Source organism: Actinoplanes octamycinicus (assembly GCF_014205225.1).
Classification (GTDB): domain Bacteria; phylum Actinomycetota; class Actinomycetes; order Mycobacteriales; family Micromonosporaceae; genus Actinoplanes; species Actinoplanes octamycinicus.
Window position 1 is genome coordinate 1,914,883 of record NZ_JACHNB010000001.1, and the last position, 17,762, is coordinate 1,932,644.

Genomic DNA, 17,762 nt, shown 5'->3' on the forward strand with positions numbered 1-17,762 from the left:
GAAGCCGGGGCCCATGCGAACGAGACACGCGATGGGTAACCCGGCGACGCTGAAGCGAGGCTCGGTCGAAGCCCACGCGGACAGCGCCCGCGTGGGCTTCAGTGCAACCGTAGGAGTTCGGTGACCGCGACACACGGGAGCACGCGGGTCATTCCGCGTGCTCTGTGCAATACGGGTCAAAGCCGCCTTGGAGGCGACCAGGAATCCTGGTCGTCGTCAGCGTCGTCCTCGTCATCGTCGACGAACTCATCGTTGTCGTCGTCGAAATGACGGTCGGACTGGCGTGTCCCAGCCAGTTCGCGCTGCAAGGCGGTGAGGTCGGTGTTCGGGGAGTGATACTTCAACTCCCGCGCCACCTTCGTCTGCTTGGCCTTAGCACGGCCGCGCCCCATGGCTCGACCCCCTCGCACAGAATTCGGGGCAGCCCGAAGGCGGGCCCCGATGACGTCAGGCATCTCTCGTGGGTCTTACGGTACATGGACGATGCCGTCTTCGGCACCTCGGGTTGCGTGTGACACTGCCGCGCGTCGCGGTTCTCTTTCTCCGACGCCGCGCGGCAGGCCCTGAACCGGTCCAGTGAGGGGTCTACCGGAGGTAGATCGAGCGCAGTCGGCCGACCTCCGCCATGCGGCGCTCAGCCAGCCGGTCGGCGGCCACCGCCGGCGGCACGCCCTCGTCACCGGCCAGCTGGAGGATCCGGCGGGTGGTGTCGAAGATGCCGGTCGCCCGGAGTTTCGCCCGGTCGAAGTTGAAGCCCTCGATCTCGTCGGCCACCTGGATCACGCCGCCGGCGTTCACCACGTAGTCCGGGGTGTAGAGGATGCCGCGGTCGTCCAGCAGCTTGCCGATGCCCGGGTGGGCGAGCTGGTTGTTGGCCGCGCCGGTGACCACCTTGGCGCGCAGCACCGGGACGGTGTCGTCGTTCAGCGCGCCGCCCAGCGCGCACGGCGCGTAGACGTCCAGGTCGGCGGTGATCAGCGCCTGGTTGTCCGCGGCCAGCTCGATCTCCGGGTGCGTGGTGCGGGCCCACTCCAGGGCGGCCGGGCTGACGTCGGTGGCGACCACCGTGGCGCCGTCCTCGATCAGGTGGCCGACCAGGTACTTGCCGACCTTGCCGAGGCCGGCCACGCCGACCGTGCGGCCGGCCAGAGTGGGACTGCCCCAGGTGTGCTCGGCGGCCGCGCGCATGCCCTGGAAGACGCCCCAGGCGGTGAGCACCGAGGAGTCGCCGGCGCCGCCGTGCTCGACGCTGCGGCCGGTGACGTAGCGCGTCTCCCGGGCGATCACGTCCATGTCCGGTACGTAGGTGCCGACGTCGCAGGCGGTGTAGTAGCGCCCGCGGAGGGACTCGACGAACCGGCCGTACGCCCGCAGCAGCGCCTCGGACTTGACGGTGGCCGGGTCGCCCCAGATCACCGCCTTGCCGCCGCCCAGGTCCAGGCCGGCCAGAGCGTTCTTGTACGCCATCCCGCGGGACAGCTTCAGCACATCGGCGAGGGCAGCTTCCTCGCTCTCGTACGGGTAGAACCGGGTGCCGCCGAGCGCCGGCCCGAGGGCCGTCGAGTAGATCCCGATGATCGCCTTCAGACCGGTGACCCGGTCCTGGCAGAAGACAACCTGTTCGTGCCCGGTGGCGTCATTGCCGTCGGTGTCGAACACACCCATCGTTCGTTCTCCTGATTCCTCGTGTGGGCCTTCGTGGGGCCCCGGACCGGCGGGGTGGGCCGGATAGGGCGAGCGTAGTCGCGCGGACGGCACGGCGATTACGCCCGCGCGGGAAGTTCCCTCACGCCGGATTCGTGAAAGGATCGCGCCGTGCCGTCACTGTTCGCGTCGTACCTACGGGTTTACGAGCCGCTGACCGCCTTCGACCGGGAGCGGCAGGTCTTCTGGCGCCGATACGCCAAGGAGGGCCGGGATCTCGGTCCGGTCGAGGGCCCGGTCCGCCAGCGCACCGCCGTCCTTGAGGCGCTCGGGGCCGGCTGGACCAGGCTGCCCGACCTGCCCGACGAGGCGTACGTGCTGGAGTGGGAGAACTCGCTGCTGATCTGCCCGTGGAACCTGCGGTTGCGGGTCGCCGAGGCGGCGCTGAACGCGCGGGACGGCGTGCCCGCGGTGCTGGCCGACGCCTTCGTCCCGCCGGTGCTGGCCGGCCAGGCCAAGGCGGTGGTGGAGGACTGGCGCAGCGGGGCCCGGGTGCTGGAGCAGGGCGTGCCCCGGGTGCACGAGCAGATCGCCACCTGGGGGGTGCCGCTGCGCTGGTTCGCCTTCGTCGACCTGGACGAGCGGGAGATCTCGCTGACCGCCCGCCGGCGCACGCTGCGTTACCGCACGGAGATCTCCAAGGCTCGCCGCCGGGCGCACCGGGCGGTCTCGGTGCTGCGCAAGTCGCTGGGCGACGCGCCGATCACCGAGGCGGTCGAGGAGGGCACCCGGTGGCTGGAGGAGTTCCATCCCCGGTCGGTCGTCGAGCTCGACTACGGCGGCCTGGTCAACCTCCTTCCGGAGGACAAACTCCACGAGGATGATTCACCCGGACTGGTGGCTGCCGGACTGTCGGCACTCTCCCGTGGCGACGCCGACGCGGCCAGCGAGGCGTACGAGAAGCTGGTCGCTAGATGGCGAGTTGTCCAGCTTCTGGAGCGGTGTAACTGACCTGCCGAAATAGGACAGATCAGGAAGTTTTACCGCCGATGAGAGCGCTCCCGAAGCGAACACTCTTCGTGATCAGTGGCAGGCGAAGCGTGATAATCGGACTAAACGAGACACTATCTGGCGTAGAAAACACGTAAAAATCGGGCATGCTTCATCCGTCTATCTGGGGACGTTCGTCCGTTCGGCCCATGTCGGACATCGGGGACTAGCCGGACCATGAGAGACGCACCGGCCGGCGGGACCCCGGCCGATGTTTTTAGGTACCTGTGGAGGAGTGACCGATGGCATCGCGTACGCACGATCCTGAGCCGCTACTAACGCCGGCCGAGGTGGCGTCGATGTTCCGTGTCGACCCGAAGACCGTCACCCGGTGGGCGAAGGCGGGCAAGCTCAGCGCCATTCGCACGCTCGGCGGCCACCGTCGCTACCGGGAGTCGGAGGTTCGCGCCCTGCTGCAGGGGCAGATTCCCACGCAGCGTCAGGGTGACTGACCGGTTCGACCTAGATCGTTGTAAGGGGCGTGCGCTGGGGAAGGCGTATCGCCCCTTCTTCGTTTCCCCCGTTGTCGTCTCACTGATCCAGCGGCCCGTTTCCTAGATCAACGAGGCGGTCGCGGTCAGGATACGAGGACGGCGACGGTTCCTTCGGTGCCCCGGCGGAGCCGGCTGCCGAGCATGGTCAGCCGCCCGATCAGCCCGTACTTCCGCTTCAGCGTCTCGCCGACGCGCAGCCGGTCGGCCAGGTCGCCGATCCGCGCGGTGGCCTCGATCGCCTCGCCGGTCGGGTTGCCCCGCATGTCGCAGGCGGCCACGGTGACCCGCCCGTTGTTGCGGATGCGCTTCAGCTTGCCGGTGCCGGCCACCGTCCAGAACGCCAGGCCACCGGCGTCGGGCACCACCCAGAGCGGGGTCGGCACCGCGCGCCCGTCCTTGCGGAACGTCGTGAGCAGGACGTATTTCTCCGAGCCGAGTTGCTCCAAGGTGGGCATGCCCACAAGAGTAATGACCATGGAGCAGCCGACGATCGGCGACGCCTTCGGCGACATGATCAGAGACGCGTACGCGGTACGCACCGGAATCGGGCCCCGCCCGCTGGCCGGCGGGCGCCTGCCCCGCCCGGTGATCGAGGTGATCGAGCGCGACGACGGGCTGATCAACGGCGCGCCGGCCGACCACTACCTGGACGAGCCGGCGGCCTGGCAGCCGCACGACCACCGGGCGCTGCGGCTCTGCCGCGGCCACGTGCTGGACATCGGCGTCGGGGCCGGCCGGATCGCGCTCGAGCTGCAGCGCCGCGGCATGGCGGTGACCGGCCTGGACACCTCGCCCGGGGCGATCGAGGTGGCCCGCAAGCGCGGCCTGCGGGACACCGTGCTGAGCACCGTCGACGGGTATGCCCGCGCGACCGCCCGTTACGACACGTTCCTGCTGCTCGGCAACAACCTGGGCCTGCTCGAGGGCCCGGAGCGCGCGCCGGCTTTCCTGGCGGCGCTGGCCCGGCTGGCGAACCCGGGCGCGCGGATCATCGCCCAGGGCGCCGACCCGTACGGCACCAAGGACCCGGTGCACGTGGGCTACCACCAGCGCAACCGGGCCCGCGGCCGGCTCGGCGGCCAGCTGCGCCTGCGCCTGCGCTACCGGATGGTGGCCAGCGACTGGTTCGACTACCTCAACTGCTCGGTCGACGAGCTGGCCGGGCTGCTCGACGGCACCGGGTGGCGGCTGAAATCCGTCGACCGCAAGGACCACCCGTACTACCTTGCGGTCATGGAGCAGGATCATTGACCGAACTTTCCCGTGACCAGGTCCGCCTCAGCCGGCGGATGTCCCTGGTGCTGCGGCACCGGCCCGAGGCGGCCGGCCTGACGCTGGACGCGAACGGCTGGGTGCCGATCGCCGATCTCCTCGCCGCCCTGCGGATCAGCCGGGCCGAGCTGGACCACGTGGTGGCCTTCAACGACAAGTCCCGTTTCGCGGTGGCCACCGGCGCGGACGGGGTGGACCGGATCCGGGCCAGCCAGGGCCACTCCCGCCGGGTGGCGGTCGACCTGGACCTGCCGCCGGCCGAGCCGCCCGCGGTGCTCTATCACGGCACCCCGCGCGACAACCTCGCGGCGATCCGGCGCGACGGGCTGCGCCCGCGCTCGCGGCACCACGTGCACCTGTCCGCGGACGTGCCGACCGCGCTGACCATCGGCCGCCGGCGGTCGGCCGACGTGGTGGTGTTCGCCGTGGCGGCCGGCGTGATGGCCGCCGAGGGACACGTCTTCCACCGGAGCGCCAACGGGGTCTGGCTGACCGCGGTGGTCCCACCACAGCACCTTTCGGTAAAACGGACAAATCCGTAATCTCCCAGGTTGAGCGTCCCTCCACAATGGTCGTTCCCCTGGATCACCGGACATCTCCCGGCTGGTCTCGTTAGCGTGGACGGATGGGGACGGTCACGCGGCGTCATCTCACCGATCTCCCCAGCACACCCGGACTCCTCAGCGCCCTCCTTCTGGTCGCCATCCTGGCCGCGCTCTCCCTCGGACTGCCGGCGCTCGACCGCGCCGTCCCGTCCCAGCGGGCGGTGCCTTCCGGGGAGCCGTACCGGGTCGGTGCCGGGGTCACCGTGCTGCCACCGGCGGGCGCGACGCTGGACGTCACCGGGACCCGGCCGGGCGACGACCGCGGCACCGCGCTGTTCCGGCTCGGCCGGGTGCGGTACTCGATCGTGGTCCAGCCCTTCGACGGCGACCTGACCGCGGCGGCCGTCCGGCTCCGGCAGCGGATCACCGGCAACTCCGGCTACCAGGTGACCGGCACCCAGCTCGCGGTCTCCACGGCCGGCGGCCTGGCCGGCCTGCAGGGCGGCTACACGGCCGGCGACCGGGGCGGCCGCTACGCGGTCTTCGTGGCGCACGGGCTCAGCGTCGAGGTCACGGTCAGCGGCGCCGACCTGGACCTGGACCACACCCTGCCGGCCATCGACGCGAGCACCCGGACCCTGCGCTACGAGGGCGGCCGATGAGCGACCCGGTCCGCCCCGGCCCGGTCCGGGCGGGCGCCCTGACCCGGCTGCCCGCGTTCTGGGTGGTGATCACCCTGCTGGCCGCCGGCGCGGTCCGGATGTCCCAGCTGGTGAGCCGGTTCCTGACCGCGTACCCGATCGCCACGCTCACCGCCCTGGCCCTGTTCGCGCTGCTCGCCGTCCCGTTCTGGCTGTTCGTCCAGGAGCTGGACTTCCTGGAGCGGGAGCCGGCCGGCCTGCTGGTGGTGGCGTTCGCCTGGGGCGGCCTGGTGGCCACCACCGTCTCCATCCCGGGCAGCACCGCCCTGGAGAACCTGATCGCCAAGCTCGGCTCGCCCGGCCTGGCCGCCGACTGGGGCGCCGCGCTGGCCGGGCCGACGGTCGAGGAGATCGCCAAGACCCTCGGCGTGGTCGCCATCGTGCTGATCGCCCGCTCCCAGGTGAACAGCGTGCTGGACGGCGTGGTCTACGGCGCGCTGGTCGGGCTGGGCTTCCAGATCGTCGAGGACATCGTCTTCGCGATCGGCGCGGTGGCGCTGGCCGGGCAGGGCGACGAGGTGCAGCCGGTGATCACCACGTTCCTGGTCCGCGGGTTCCTGGCCGGGGTGTGGAGCCACACGCTGTTCGGCGCGCTGGCCGGCGCCGGCATCGGTTACCTGGTGGTCGCCACCGACCGGGGCTGGCCGCGCCGGATTACGATGGCCGCGCTGGCCCTGTTCGGCGCCTGGGCCTCGCACGTGCTGTGGAACTCGCCGCTGTTCCGCGACGGGCTCGGCAACGGCGCGGTGGCGCTGCTCGCGGTGCTGGTGTTCAAGGGCCTGCCCCCGCTGCTGCTGATCCTCTGGCTGGTCCGCCGGGCGCACGACCGGGAGGCGGAGTTCTACGTGGCGCGGCTGGCCGGGCTCGACGACCCCGAGGTGATCACCGAGGGCGAGTTGCGGGCGCTGGGATCGGGTTCGCGCCGGGCCGCGGCCCGCCGTCATGCCGCGGACCGCGCGGGGCGCAGAGCCAGGGCTACGGTACGCCGTCTGCAGCGTGCCCAGGCCCGGCTGGCGGTCGAGCTCAGCCGGGCCCCGGACGTCGCCGGAGAGCGCCACTCGCCGGCCGGCCCGCACCACGCCGAGGTGCGCGCCCACCGGGCGGTCCTGGTCGCGCTCGGGCATCCGGAAGCGGTCGAGGGCACCCGGTCCTGGCGGCACACCGCCTCGACGATCGGCACCGCGGCGGTGGCGATCGCCGTGCTCTGGGTCGCGCTGTCCGCCCTCGGCGGCGCCTGAGGCGTCCCGGCGGCCGGACTCAGGCGGTCGGCGGGATGCCGCCGTCGCCGTCGACGATCGTGTCCGGGGTGCCGTCCTCGTCCAGGTCCACCATCGTCACGTCGACCTTGCCGTCGCCGTCGGTGTCGAACTGGAACAGGTCCGGCTTGCCGTCCCCGTCGGTGTCCGACACCCACACGTCGATCTTGCCGTCGTGGTTGGCGTCGCTGGTGATCAGGTCGACGCGGTCGTCGCCCCGGGTCTCGACGATCTCCTGCGGCTCGCTCATCTCGTCTCCTTCAGCTCGGACTCCGCACGACTGTGCCGCTTCGTCACCCCCGGCACAACCGCCACATCAATACCCGGCACACGCAAGCGGCAGTCCGCCCGCTGTGACGGGTATCGCTGGTACCGGCCGCGACCGGGGGTAACGTACGCCGTCGTGGATATCGCGGCAGACGGCATGCAGCACCTCTTCACCAGCAACGGGGGCGGTGCGCTCGCCGAGCGGATGGGCATCGTGATCACCGAGGCGAGCGCCGAGCGGGTGGTCGGGACGATGCCGGTCGAGGGCAACACCCAGCCGTACGGTCTGCTGCACGGCGGGGCGTCCTGCGTGCTCGCCGAGACCCTCGGCTCGGTCGGCGCGGTGCTGCACGGGCAGACCGTGAACCGGCCGTTCGCGGTCGGCGTGGACATCAACGCCACGCACCACAAGGCGGCCCGCTCCGGGCTGGTCACCGGGACCGCGGTGCCGGTGCACCGGGGCCGCGCGGTCGCCACCTACGAGGTGGTCCTGGAGGACGAGGCCGGCGAGCGGGTCTGCACCGCCCGGATCACCTGTCTGCTGCGCGGCGCTTGATCAGTAAGGGTTCTGCACTGATCAACAGGCAGTCCTTGACGGTTCCGCGTACGGTTCTCAACGTGACCGAAGTACCACAGCATGCGTTCGACGACGCCACGCAGATCCTGACCTGCGCTCTCAGTGGTGACAGCGATGCTGTGGCCAGCACCTTCGACGCCGTCGTCTCCCGCGACGGCGTGGTCGGCGCCTGGGACGTCGCGTGGTGCCTGGCCGCGACCATGGTCGGTGGCCTGCCGGGCGGTGGCGGCTGGACCCTGGAGTTCCCCGGCATCGACGACGCGCGGTATGACAAGCGCTGGGTCGCCCGTTTCGTCAGCGCGTATGTGAACGGCGACTTCCCGACCGGCGAGGCGCTCTTCGGCGCCGCGATCGCCGACGGCCAGCTGCCGGAGTGCCTGCTCGCTCTGGCCGGCTCCACGGTGGCCACGCTGCGTCATCGGGCGGCGTGACTCAGCCCTTCTTGTGGTACAACGCCTTCGCGTACTGCGTACCGGCGGCGGTGTTGTACATCGACGCGAGCGACATGAAGAACTGGTTGTCGGAGATCGCCCGGGACGCCTGGGCGGTGCCGGCGTAACGGATGTCCGCCTCCGCCTCGGACAGCCCGCGCGCCTTGAACTGCCGGCGCATCGCCAGCTTGCCGCCGCGGAAGGCGTCCGCGGCCTCCTCGGCCAACTTCATGAAGGACATCGCCTTCTCACTCAGCGCCTCGGCCAGGTTGTAGGCCGTCTGCTCTTCCTCGTTGGTGAAGGTCTGCACGACGCTGCGCCTCCTCGCGAACCGGGGTCCAGAGCGGACCGATCCCGATAACACTCTGATTGAGGCGGCCGCCGCCTTCAAGAGCCGACGCATGCCGGTGGACAGCCGATCCACCGTGGAGAGTGACCGCCATCACAGCCAATGCGACCGTCAATGGGTCGAAACGGGGAGGCGCGCCGGAACGGTACCGTTCTACGATGGGCCGTCCTTCGGTGATCGACACCGCCGAATCCGCTTCTCACGGGGGAACGCCTTCATGTTCTTGACCAGTCGCAAGGCTCTCGCCACGATCGGCGCCACCGCCGCCGCGGTGGTGGCCACCACCACCCTCTTCGCCGCTCCGGCGCAGGCGGCCACCGCCGGCCTGGCCCGGGTGTCCGGCACCACCGTCAAGTTCAACGCGCTGATGACCAAGTCGAACTCGCTGGTCATCACGGTCTCCGGCCGCACCGTCACGCTGAACGACAAGGTCGCCATCAAGGCCGGCAAGGGCTGCAAGGCGGTCAAGGGCGACAAGACCAAGGTCAAGTGCACCACCAGCTCGAAGCCGAAGAAGCTGGTCATCGCTCTCGGCGACAAGAACGACAAGGTCTACAACAAGACCGGCATCTACATGCTGGCCGACGGCGGCTCCGGCAACGACACCCTCTGGGGCGGTAGCGGCGCCGACCAGCTGCAGGGCGCGTCCGGCGTGGACAAGCTCTACGGCCAGAACGGCAACGACAAGCTGTTCGGCGAGACCGGCAACGACCTGCTCAGCGGTGGCGCCGGCGACGACAACATCTACGGGGGCACCGGCAACGACAAGGCCTGGGGCAACGCCGGCAAGGACCTGATCACCGGCGACGCGGGCACCGACGGCGCCTGGGGCGGTGCCGGCGACGACACGATCTACGGCTACGCCGGCAACGACTGGCTGTACGGCGAGGACGGCGTCGACGTGATCTTCGGCGACGACTACAAGATCGGCTCCTACGGCACCGACACCATCGACGGCGGCAACGGCAACGATGGCATCGCGGCCGGTTACGGGTACGACAAGGTCTACGGCAGCAACCAGGACGACATCCTCTGGGGCGCCTACTTCGACCCGTACTCGGACGACCTGCACCCGGTCGGCATCGCCGGCCCGGACTACCTCAACGGCGGCAACCACGCCACCCGCGGCGACGCCTGCATCACCGCCGGCGGCGCCACCTACAGCGAGTGCGAGTACACCTGGGCGGACGCCACCGTCTCCTCGCTCGACGCCAAGTCGACCCGCCCGGAGATCCCCGCCGACCTGAAGAAGCGCCTCACCGACGCCATCCGCTGACCCTCAGCACGGCATCACCACAGCGCACCACAGCGGCGCCCGGCGGTCCTCCGCCGGGCGCCGCCCCTTTTCCCGAGAGGGGCGCGGCGCCGCCTTCTTTTCCCGAGAGGGGCGGCGCCGCCCACTTTCCTGAGAGAGGCGCGGCCCCCCTTCCTAGGAGAGGGCGCGGCGCTGCTCCCTCTCCCGGAAAGCCCGCACTCGGCACACGGTCCGCTTCCCGCCCGCTCAAACCCTTCCCGGTACGACCGGAGCACCGCGGCCGCGACGGTGGGACTCAGCCGCCGCTCCACCGGGCACAAGGCGGCGTGAGGCCGGCTGTCGACGCGGCGAATGCAGTGTTGCGACAGCAGCCATCGTCCGAAAGGGATCACTGCGGAGCGCTGCCCGCGATGACGCGACCGGAGTGCCGCCGATGCATCTCCGATCGCATCCGGGACGCTGTCCGCACCGGGAGCAGATTTCGGCGGCGATGACGCGGCCCGAGAGCGCCGATGCATCCCCGATCGCATCCGGGACGCTGTCCGACCGTGAGGAGATTTCTGGTGGTGATGACGGTGGGATCTTCCGGGCGCCGATTGCGCCGCGAGCAAAGCTGTGGCGGCGATCACGGCTGGATTTCCGGACGCTGATCGCAGCGAGAGCGGAGCTGTGGCCGCGGTGGAACTCTCGGACGCTGATCGGATGGCGAGCAAGGTGTGGCCGCGTTCACAGATCGATTTTCGCGGCTCGCCGGCGAATGGCCCGGTGCCGAAAATGACGAAGCCCCCGACCGCGACAGCGGCGAGGGCTTGCGTACCGAGTTTCAGTGAGAGTGGCCAGGGGCGGGGTCGAACCGCCGACCTTCCGATTTTCAGTCGGACGCTCGTACCAACTGAGCTACCTGGCCGCGCTTGGTGCTTTGCGGTCCTGACGGGACTTGAACCCGCGACCTCCGCCTTGACAGGGCGGCGAGCACTCCAACTGCTCCACAGGACCTTGCTATTCACTTCTGCCTTACCGCTGGTGTGTCAGCGATTTGCGTCGCTAACCTTACCAGTACCCCCAACGGGATTCGAACCCGTGCTACCGCCTTGAAAGGGCGGCGTCCTAGGCCACTAGACGATGAGGGCAACTCCGCCATCATTGCACATCGAGCTGGCGACTCGATCAGCAACGTTTGGTGGCCTTCGCCCCAACCGCGCCCCGTTGAGGCCTGCAAAGCATATGTGATCCACCGAGCGCCCGCCAAATCGGTATCCCCCTTTTCGTTCGCAAGTCGCTGACCTGCGAAAACGAGGGGCTTAGATCGATGCCAGCAAGTGCAACGCCTCGCCCAGGCCGGTCAGCCGGGTGACCCCGATCGGAAGATCGTCTTCCGGCCAGCCCGGACCGGCGGCTGCGACCACGATCGGCGGGCATGGGGCGTCCCGGACCCGGGTCAGCTGCTCGACGGTCCCGGTGCGCGGCGTCTGCGACCAGAGCACCACGGCGGCCGGCCCGGTCCGCCCGATCGCGTCCAGCAGTGCCGCCGAGGGCAGCCGGGCGCCGAAGAGCCGGCACGGCACCCCGGCCTCGCCCAGCGCGGCGGCGAGCGCCTCCAGGGCGAGCGTGTGCTGCTCCTCGTCGGCGGCGGCGAGCAGGATCCGCGGCACGCCGGCCGGCCGCGGCGTGGTGGCGAGCACCTCGGTGACCGTCCGGGCGAGCAGGTGCTCGACCTCGATGTAGCGCTGGGTCGTCTGATAGCGATCACCGATGCCGACCAGCACCGGGGACACCACGTCGGCCCAGGCGGCCACCACGCCGCGCTGGGTGATCGCCGCGCAGAGGATGTCCCGCATGGCCGGCGCGTCCAGCCGCAACGCGGCCCGGGCCAGCCCGCGAGCGGCCGCGTCCAGCCGCACCGGGGCCGGATGCAGGGCCGGATCACCCTGCGGGGCGTTCCGGGCCCAGGCGGCGGCCTCAGCGGGCGCCACGCCCTGCGCGGTGAGCCGTTGCATGACCTGCAACCGGCCCATGTCCTCGGCCGTGTAGCGCCGGTGGTGCCCGGGCTCGTGCCGGCTGGGGCCGAGCCCGTACCGCTGGTGCCAGGTGCGCAGGGTGGTGACCGCCACACCCAGGCGACGGGCGGCGGCTCCGGCGCTCAGCGCCTCATCGGCCACCCGGCCCCTCCGACAGAAGCGCGTCCGGCCGCCCGGAGGCAGACCGTTCCGAGGAGGGCCGCCCGGAGGCAGGCCGTTCCGATGAAGGCCGCCCCAAGGAGGCCGGCTCAGCGAAGCGCCGCGCCGGATGCACCGGCTCAGCGAAGGACCGATCCGCGGTCACCGGCGAGGCGGGGAACTGGTCCGCGGTCACCGGCGAGGCCGAGTACTGGTCCGCGGTCACCGGCGAGGCCGAGTACTGGTCCGCGGTCACCGGCGAGGCGGACGGCTGGTCCGCGGCGACCGGCGCCGCGGCGGGCCGGCCGGGCAGGCTCGCCACCAGCACCTCGAACACCCCGGCCAGCCAGGGCGCGTAGGACTGCGGCGAGGCCGGCAGGTCGGCCCGCAGCGCCGGCACCGAGACCCACCGCAGCTCGGCGATCTCGGCCGGGTCCGGGGCCGGCTCGACCCCCTCCGGCAGTCGTCCGACCAGTACGTGGTCGTACTCGTGCTCGACCCGGCCGGTGACCGGATCGACCGCCCGGTAGGTGTAGGTGCCGACCTCGGCCAGCGCGACGCCGCGTACCGAAAGCTCCTCGGACAGGCGGCGACCAGCCGCCTCCGCGACCGTCTCGCCGGGCCCGGGGTGGCCGCAGCAGCTGTTGCCCCAGCGCAGCGGGAAGCGGGTCTTCACCGCGGCCCGTCGCTGGAGCAGCACGCGTCCCTCGGCGTCCTGGAGGAAGACCGAGAAGGCCCGGTGCAGCCGCCCCGGCTCCTGGTGCGCGTCGGCGACGGTGGTCGAGCCGATCGCCCGGCCGTCGGTGTCGACCAGCTCGACCAAGTGGTTCTCCCGCAGGCTCATCCGCGTCCTCCTGTGATCCGGCTCGCGGCCAGCTTCCCGGAGATGAGCACCATCGGCACGCCGACACCGGGTTGTGTGCCCGAACCGGTGAAGACCACGTTCGGTAGCTCGGGGTGCAGGTTCGCCGGGCGGAACGGCCCGGTCTGGGAGAACGAGTGCGCGGCCGCGAACGGTGTGCCGGCGGCCATCCCGTCGTCCGCCCAGTCGGCCGGCGTGATGATCCGCTCGACCTCCACGCCGTCCCGGAAACCGACGTATCCGCGCTGTTCCAGCGTCTGCAGCAGCTCGTCGGCGTAGCGCTGGGCGAGGCCGCCGCGCCAGTTCATCGGGCCGGTCTCGAGGTTCGGCGCGGGGGCGAGCACGTAGTACGTCTGCTTGCCGGGCGGGGCCGCGTCCGGGTCGGTGTGGGTCGGGTTGGTGACCAGCAGTGACGGGTCGCTCATCAGCAGCCCGCGGTTGATCACCTCGTCGAAGGTGCGCTTCCAGCCCGTACCGAAATGGATGTTGTGATGGGCGATCTTCGAGTACGCCTGCGTCGAACCGATGTGCAGCACCACACAGGACGGTGAGTACTTGAGGCGGCGCGAGCGGCGCGGCGGGAGCAGGTCGCGGTAGGCGATCGGCAGGTCCGGGTTGAGCACCACGGTGTCGGCCGGGATCAGCTCGCCACCGACGGTGAGCACGCCGGTCGCCCGGCCGTGCTGGGTGACCACCCGCTCGACCGTGGTGTCGTAACGGAACGTCACGCCATGTTTCTCGGCGGCGCCGGCCAGCGCCCGGGGCACCGCGTGCATGCCGCCCTTGGGGTAGTACACCCCGACCACCGAGTCGAGGTAGGCGATCACCGCGTAGACCGCGAGCGCGTCGTGCGGGGCCATCCCGGCGTACATCGCCTGGAACGAGAAGATCCGCTGGGTACGCGGGTCCCGGAAGTAGTCGTTGATCTTCGGCTGGAGTTTGCGGAACGCGCCCATCCCGAGCAGCCGCAGCAGGTTCAGGTTGAGCAGGTCGAGCGGGCTGTCCAGGTTCCGGTCGATGAAGTGGTCGCGCTCCAGCTGCCACAGCTGCCGGGTGAAATCGACGAACCGCAGGTAACCGTCGGCCTCGCGGGCGCCGCAGACGCCGGCGATCTCGGCGGCCATCCGGGTGGTGTCGGAGCGGACGTCCAGGGTGGAGCCGTCCGGATAGTACGCCCGGTAGGCCGGGTCGATCGGGGTCAGCTCCAGCCAGTCGGAGAGTTTCTCGCCGACCGCCGCGAGCGGCTCGGCGATCAGGTCCGGCATGGTCAGCACGGTCGGGCCGGTGTCGAACTCGAAGCCGCCGACCGAGAGCCGGCCGGCCCGGCCGCCCGGCACCGGCTCCCGCTCCACGACGGTGACCTCGCGCCCGGCCGCGGCCAGGTGCAGCGCGCAGGACAGGCCGGCCAGGCCGGCCCCGACTATGACGACCCGATCGGTGGGTCCGGTGACAGTGCGCACGCCGCGGCTCCAGGGGGTGAACGACGGAGGGGGATTCATCATGCCGGGCGCTGCGTCGCGGTGGTGGCCAGCTCGATCAGGGCGGCCCGGGCCTCCGGATCGATCGGCGCCGACGCCAGGGCGGTGAGGCCCTCGGTGACCCGCACCCGGATCATCTCCTCGACCCGCGCCGGGGCGCCGGTCTCGGCGACCACCTGTGCCTTCCGCTCCAGACTCGCACCGTCCAACTCGGACAGCTGCGCCGGGGTGGCCAGCCGGCGGGCCAGCATGAGCAACGCGGTCGGTTTCCCGGTGCGCAGGTCGTCGCTGGCCGGCTTGCCGGTCACCGCCGGGTCGCCGTAGACCCCGAGCAGGTCGTCGCGCAGCTGGAACGCCTCGCCGACGGTGGCGCCGTAGACCCGGTAGGCCTCGGCCACCTCGGGGTCGTCCACCCCGGCCAGGGCCAGGCCGTAGTCGAGCGGCCAGTGCACGGTGTAGCTCGCGGTCTTGTGCCGGGCCACCAGCAGCGCCCGGTCCACCGACCAGGCCGACGGGTCGGTCTCGCCGAGCACGTCCAGGTACTGCCCGGCGATCGCCTCGATCCGCATCCGGTCATACCGGGTACGGACCTCGAGCAGGGTGGTGGCCGGCACCGGGGTGCGGGCCAGCAACTGGTCGGCCCAGACCAGGCAGAGGTCGCCGACCAGGACCGCGGCCGACGAGCCGAACCGGGTGCCGTGCCGGGCCTCGAAGACCTTGTGCGCCGTGGGACGGCCGCGCCGGGTGGCCGAGCCGTCCATCAGGTCGTCGTGCACCAGGGCGAAGGTGTGCATCAGCTCCAGCGCGCCGAGCGCCGGCAGTAGCGCCTCGGGGGAGGCGGCCGGACCGGCGACACCGCGCCAGCCCCAGAAGGCGAACGTCGGCCGCAACCGCTTCCCGCCGGCCAGCACCAGGTCCCGGGCGGTCCGGGCGAAACCGCCCAGCGCCGGGTCGATGGTGTCCAGCGAGGCGATCTGGGAGGCGAGGAAGTCGGCGAGCGTCCCCTCGACGGCACGGACCAGCCCGGCGTGGGAGAGGTGCTGGCGGGGTATCGCACTCAGGCGATTTCCCTCGAGGGTGTCATTGGCCACGCTCAGTACCGTACCCTAACTTTCGGATGTTGCGTCGATTCGTGCGTCGATTTAACCGGAGGACCGGGATGGATACCGATCTGGCCGCTGCCTATGAGCGCTGCCGTGAGCTGCACCGCGAGCACGGACGCACGTACTACCTGGCGACCCGGTTGCTACCGGCCTGGAAGCGCCGGCATGTGCATGCTCTGTATGGATTCACCCGATTCGCCGACGAGATCGTCGACCGGACCGAGTCGCTGCCGCCCGCCCAGCGCGCCGCGGAGCTCGAGGCCTGGTCCGCCGGGTTCCTGGCCGGCCTGCGCGGCGAGCCGGTCGACGACCCGCTGCTGCCGGCCGTCCTGCACACCATCGCGGTCTTCGACCTCGACCTGGAGGACTTCGAGAAGTTCCTGCGCAGCATGGCGATGGACCTGACCGTCACCAGCTACCCCACCTACGCCGACCTGCTCGACTACATGGAGGGGTCGGCCGCCGTGATCGGCACCATGATGCTGCCGATCCTCGGCTCCTCCGACCCGGCCGCCGCGCACGAGCCGGCCCGGCAGCTCGGCCTCGCCTTCCAGCTCACCAACTTCATCCGGGACGTCGGCGAGGACCTCGCCCGCGGCCGGATCTACCTGCCCGAGGAGCACCTGGCCGAGTTCGGCGTCACCCCGGACGACCTGGCCGCCGGGGTGGCCACCTCGCCGATCCGCGCGCTGATCAAGGCCGAGGTGGCCCGGGCCCGGGAGCACTACGCGGCCGCCGCGCCCGGGATCCCGCTGCTCGAGCCGGCCTCCCAGGCCTGCATGCGGACCGCGTTCCAGCTCTACGGGGGGATCCTCGACGAGGTGGAGGCGGCCGGCTACGACGTCTTCGCCCGGCGCGCCACGGTGCCGAACCGGCGCCGGGCCGCGGTCGCCGTCCGCAGCCTGCTCACCCGGCCCGGCACCCCGGTCCAGCTGGCGGCCTGAGATGCCGGCCCGGATCGCGCTGCTCACCCGGGACCTGCGGATCCACGACAATCCGCTGCTCAGCGGCGAGGGCGAGGTCGTCCCGCTGTTCGTGCTCGACCCACGCCTCGGCGGGCTCTCCGCCAACCGGCAGCGGTTCCTGCACCAGTGCCTCGCCGACCTGCGCGCCACCCTCCGGGAGCGGGGCGGCGACCTGGTGATCCGGACCGGCGACCCGGTGGCCGAGACGGTCCGGCTGGCCCGGGAGGTGGGCACCACCACGGTCGGGGTCGCCGGGGATGTGACCGATTACGCCCAGCGGCGCGAGCGGCGGCTCCGGGACGCCGGGCTGGACCTGCGGATCACCCCCGGCGTCACGGTGCTGCCGCCCGGGGCGGTGCGGCCGGGCGGCGGAGGAAACTCGTACCGGGTGTTCACGCCGTACTGGAAAGCCTGGGAACGAAGCCGGTGGCGCGTGCCTGCCGCGACCCCGCACCGGATCGCGATGCCCGACGGCATCGCGCCGGGACCGCTGCCCGAGACGCCCGCCGGCGAGTCACCGGACGCGCTTCCCGGTGGCGAGACCGAGGCCCGCCGCCGGCTCCGGGCCTGGTCACGGGAGATCTCCCGGTACGACGAGGAGCACGACGACCTGGCCGCCGACAACACCAGCCGGCTCAGCGCCTACCTGCGGTTCGGCTGCCTGTCCCCGCTCGAACTGGCCCTCATGGCGAAGGCCGACGACTCCCCGGGCGCACAGGCCTACCTGCGCCAGCTCGCCTGGCGGGACTTCTACTACCAGGTCACCGCGGCGTTCCCGAAGATCTCCACGCAGGCGATGCGGCCCACCGCGGACACCGGCTGGCGCTACGACGAGGACGCCCTGCGGCACTGGCAGGACGGCCTGACCGGGGTGCCGATCGTCGACGCCGGGATGCGCCAGCTGCGCGCCGAGGGCTGGATGCACAACCGGGCCCGGCTGATCACCGCGGCCTTCCTGACCAAGCACCTCGGCATCGACTGGCGGCCCGGCCTGCAGTGGTTCTTCCGCTGGCTGAACGACGGCGACGTGCCGAACAACTCCGGCAACTGGCAGTGGACCGCGGGCACCGGCAACGACACCCGGCCGTACCGCAGGTTCAATCCGATTCGGCAGGCGCAGCGATTCGACCCGGAAGGCGGGTACGTTCGTCGGTACGTACCGGAGCTGAAAGACATCGACGGCGGAGCCGTGCACCAGCCGTGGCGTCTGCCCGAGCCGGTGCGCCGCGGCCTCGACTATCCCGGACCGCTGGAGTCACACCGGGACGAGGCAGTCTGGCTGCGGGACTGAGCTGCGGGGTCCACCGGCTGGTTGCGTCCGTCAAACGTCCTCACCGGTGGACCCCGCGTCGGTTAC

At 71.3% G+C, this 17,762-nt stretch carries 19 protein-coding genes, 3 tRNA genes and 1 pseudogene; 11 read left to right on the plus strand and 12 right to left on the minus strand.

What is annotated here, in order from left to right; translation table 11 throughout:
* Window positions 1-176: 176 nt before the first annotated feature.
* Window positions 177-392, minus strand: coding sequence for a DUF3073 domain-containing protein (locus tag BJY16_RS08590; protein ID WP_185038550.1), 216 nt, complete (start codon window positions 390-392; stop codon window positions 177-179).
* A 193-nt stretch (window positions 393-585) separates the two neighbouring features.
* Window positions 586-1,665 carry a Glu/Leu/Phe/Val family dehydrogenase gene (locus BJY16_RS08595; protein WP_185038551.1) on the minus strand — a complete coding sequence of 360 codons (1,080 nt, stop codon included), beginning with the start codon at window positions 1,663-1,665 and terminating at the stop codon, window positions 586-588.
* A gap of 150 nt (window positions 1,666-1,815) precedes the next feature.
* Between BJY16_RS08595 and BJY16_RS08600 the strand changes: the two genes are divergently transcribed.
* A complete protein-coding gene (locus BJY16_RS08600; RefSeq protein ID WP_185038552.1) occupies window positions 1,816-2,655 on the plus strand; it encodes a DUF8083 family protein in 840 nt (279 codons plus the stop codon).
* A 281-nt stretch (window positions 2,656-2,936) separates the two neighbouring features.
* Window positions 2,937-3,146, plus strand: coding sequence for a BldC family transcriptional regulator (locus BJY16_RS08605; RefSeq protein ID WP_014687221.1), 210 nt, complete (start codon window positions 2,937-2,939; stop codon window positions 3,144-3,146).
* A gap of 125 nt (window positions 3,147-3,271) precedes the next feature.
* Here BJY16_RS08605 and BJY16_RS08610 read toward each other — a convergent pair whose 3' ends face one another.
* Window positions 3,272-3,643 (minus strand): PPOX class F420-dependent oxidoreductase, encoded by a 372-nt coding sequence (locus BJY16_RS08610; protein WP_185038553.1) that lies wholly within the window; start codon window positions 3,641-3,643, stop codon window positions 3,272-3,274.
* 19 nt (window positions 3,644-3,662) lie between these two features.
* Between BJY16_RS08610 and BJY16_RS08615 the strand changes: the two genes are divergently transcribed.
* From BJY16_RS08615 to BJY16_RS48325, 4 genes are all read left to right on the plus strand, one after another.
* Entirely contained in the window at window positions 3,663-4,439 is a 777-nt protein-coding gene (locus tag BJY16_RS08615) for a class I SAM-dependent methyltransferase (RefSeq protein ID WP_373873455.1), read from the plus strand.
* A complete protein-coding gene (locus BJY16_RS08620; protein ID WP_185038554.1) occupies window positions 4,436-5,002 on the plus strand; it encodes an RNA 2'-phosphotransferase in 567 nt (188 codons plus the stop codon). Before BJY16_RS08615 ends, BJY16_RS08620 begins: the two co-directional genes overlap by 4 nt.
* An 83-nt stretch (window positions 5,003-5,085) precedes the next feature.
* Window positions 5,086-5,667, plus strand: coding sequence for a hypothetical protein (locus BJY16_RS08625; protein WP_185038555.1), 582 nt, complete (start codon window positions 5,086-5,088; stop codon window positions 5,665-5,667).
* A complete protein-coding gene (locus BJY16_RS48325; RefSeq protein ID WP_185038556.1) occupies window positions 5,664-6,944 on the plus strand; it encodes a PrsW family intramembrane metalloprotease in 1,281 nt (426 codons plus the stop codon). The genes BJY16_RS08625 and BJY16_RS48325 overlap by 4 nt, the downstream gene beginning before the upstream one ends.
* 19 nt (window positions 6,945-6,963) lie before the next feature.
* Here BJY16_RS48325 and BJY16_RS08635 read toward each other — a convergent pair whose 3' ends face one another.
* Window positions 6,964-7,212: a hypothetical protein gene (locus tag BJY16_RS08635; RefSeq protein ID WP_185038557.1), complete on the minus strand. Its 249-nt coding sequence runs from the start codon at window positions 7,210-7,212 to the stop codon at window positions 6,964-6,966.
* 174 nt (window positions 7,213-7,386) lie between these two features.
* Between BJY16_RS08635 and BJY16_RS08640 the strand changes: the two genes are divergently transcribed.
* Window positions 7,387-7,785, plus strand: coding sequence for a hotdog fold thioesterase (locus BJY16_RS08640; protein ID WP_185046342.1), 399 nt, complete (start codon window positions 7,387-7,389; stop codon window positions 7,783-7,785).
* Window positions 7,786-7,847: 62 nt separating this feature from the next.
* Window positions 7,848-8,237 (plus strand): hypothetical protein, encoded by a 390-nt coding sequence (locus BJY16_RS08645; protein ID WP_185038558.1) that lies wholly within the window; start codon window positions 7,848-7,850, stop codon window positions 8,235-8,237.
* 1 nt (window position 8,238) lies between these two features.
* On the opposite strand, the gene BJY16_RS08650 is transcribed toward BJY16_RS08645, so the two are convergent.
* Window positions 8,239-8,547: a hypothetical protein gene (locus tag BJY16_RS08650; protein WP_185038559.1), complete on the minus strand. Its 309-nt coding sequence runs from the start codon at window positions 8,545-8,547 to the stop codon at window positions 8,239-8,241.
* Between the two features lie 256 nt (window positions 8,548-8,803).
* On the opposite strand from BJY16_RS08650, the gene BJY16_RS08655 reads away from it, so the two are divergent.
* Window positions 8,804-9,862: a calcium-binding protein gene (locus BJY16_RS08655; RefSeq protein ID WP_185038560.1), complete on the plus strand. Its 1,059-nt coding sequence runs from the start codon at window positions 8,804-8,806 to the stop codon at window positions 9,860-9,862.
* 812 nt (window positions 9,863-10,674) lie between these two features.
* Here the strand turns inward: BJY16_RS08655 and BJY16_RS08660 are convergent.
* The 7 genes and pseudogenes from BJY16_RS08660 to BJY16_RS08690 form a co-directional block, all read right to left on the minus strand.
* Window positions 10,675-10,748, minus strand: a tRNA-Phe gene (locus BJY16_RS08660).
* Between the two features lie 15 nt (window positions 10,749-10,763).
* Window positions 10,764-10,837 (minus strand) — tRNA-Asp (locus BJY16_RS08665).
* 61 nt (window positions 10,838-10,898) lie between these two features.
* A tRNA-Glu gene (locus BJY16_RS08670) sits at window positions 10,899-10,971 on the minus strand.
* Window positions 10,972-11,142: 171 nt separating this feature from the next.
* Window positions 11,143-12,000, minus strand: a complete 858-nt coding sequence (locus BJY16_RS08675; RefSeq protein ID WP_185038561.1) for a MerR family transcriptional regulator — start codon at window positions 11,998-12,000, stop codon at window positions 11,143-11,145.
* 265 nt (window positions 12,001-12,265) lie between these two features.
* Window positions 12,266-12,841, minus strand: a pseudogene (gene idi / locus BJY16_RS46980) (isopentenyl-diphosphate Delta-isomerase); the annotation flags it as partial.
* Entirely contained in the window at window positions 12,838-14,319 is a 1,482-nt protein-coding gene (crtI, locus tag BJY16_RS08685) for a phytoene desaturase family protein (RefSeq protein ID WP_185038563.1), read from the minus strand. The pseudogene idi and the gene crtI, both read right to left, overlap by 4 nt.
* Window positions 14,320-14,357: 38 nt before the next feature.
* A complete protein-coding gene (locus BJY16_RS08690) occupies window positions 14,358-15,428 on the minus strand; it encodes a polyprenyl synthetase family protein (protein WP_185038564.1) in 1,071 nt (356 codons plus the stop codon).
* Window positions 15,429-15,496: 68 nt separating this feature from the next.
* Between BJY16_RS08690 and BJY16_RS08695 the strand changes: the two genes are divergently transcribed.
* Window positions 15,497-16,384 carry a phytoene/squalene synthase family protein gene (locus BJY16_RS08695; RefSeq protein ID WP_185038565.1) on the plus strand — a complete coding sequence of 296 codons (888 nt, stop codon included), beginning with the start codon at window positions 15,497-15,499 and terminating at the stop codon, window positions 16,382-16,384.
* A 1-nt stretch (window position 16,385) separates the two neighbouring features.
* Window positions 16,386-17,696: a cryptochrome/photolyase family protein gene (locus tag BJY16_RS08700; protein ID WP_185038566.1), complete on the plus strand. Its 1,311-nt coding sequence runs from the start codon at window positions 16,386-16,388 to the stop codon at window positions 17,694-17,696.
* Window positions 17,697-17,762: the final 66 nt, after the last annotated feature.

What these genes read in the sequence shown, in the direction of transcription:
- BJY16_RS08590 (WP_185038550.1), bottom strand. Translation starts at nt 392, where the DNA reads ATGGGGCGCGGCCGTGCTAAGGCCAAGCAGACGAAGGTGGCGCGGGAG.
- BJY16_RS08595 (WP_185038551.1), bottom strand. Translation starts at nt 1,665, where the DNA reads ATGGGTGTGTTCGACACCGACGGCAATGACGCCACCGGGCACGAACAG.
- BJY16_RS08605 (WP_014687221.1), top strand. Translation starts at nt 2,937, where the DNA reads ATGGCATCGCGTACGCACGATCCTGAGCCGCTACTAACGCCGGCCGAG.
- BJY16_RS08610 (WP_185038553.1), bottom strand. Translation starts at nt 3,643, where the DNA reads ATGCCCACCTTGGAGCAACTCGGCTCGGAGAAATACGTCCTGCTCACG.
- BJY16_RS08615 (WP_373873455.1), top strand. Translation starts at nt 3,663, where the DNA reads ATGGAGCAGCCGACGATCGGCGACGCCTTCGGCGACATGATCAGAGAC.
- BJY16_RS08625 (WP_185038555.1), top strand. Translation starts at nt 5,086, where the DNA reads ATGGGGACGGTCACGCGGCGTCATCTCACCGATCTCCCCAGCACACCC.
- BJY16_RS48325 (WP_185038556.1), top strand. Translation starts at nt 5,664, where the DNA reads ATGAGCGACCCGGTCCGCCCCGGCCCGGTCCGGGCGGGCGCCCTGACC.
- BJY16_RS08635 (WP_185038557.1), bottom strand. Translation starts at nt 7,212, where the DNA reads ATGAGCGAGCCGCAGGAGATCGTCGAGACCCGGGGCGACGACCGCGTC.
- BJY16_RS08640 (WP_185046342.1), top strand. Translation starts at nt 7,387, where the DNA reads ATGCAGCACCTCTTCACCAGCAACGGGGGCGGTGCGCTCGCCGAGCGG.
- BJY16_RS08655 (WP_185038560.1), top strand. Translation starts at nt 8,804, where the DNA reads ATGTTCTTGACCAGTCGCAAGGCTCTCGCCACGATCGGCGCCACCGCC.
- BJY16_RS08695 (WP_185038565.1), top strand. Translation starts at nt 15,497, where the DNA reads ATGGATACCGATCTGGCCGCTGCCTATGAGCGCTGCCGTGAGCTGCAC.
- BJY16_RS08700 (WP_185038566.1), top strand. Translation starts at nt 16,386, where the DNA reads ATGCCGGCCCGGATCGCGCTGCTCACCCGGGACCTGCGGATCCACGAC.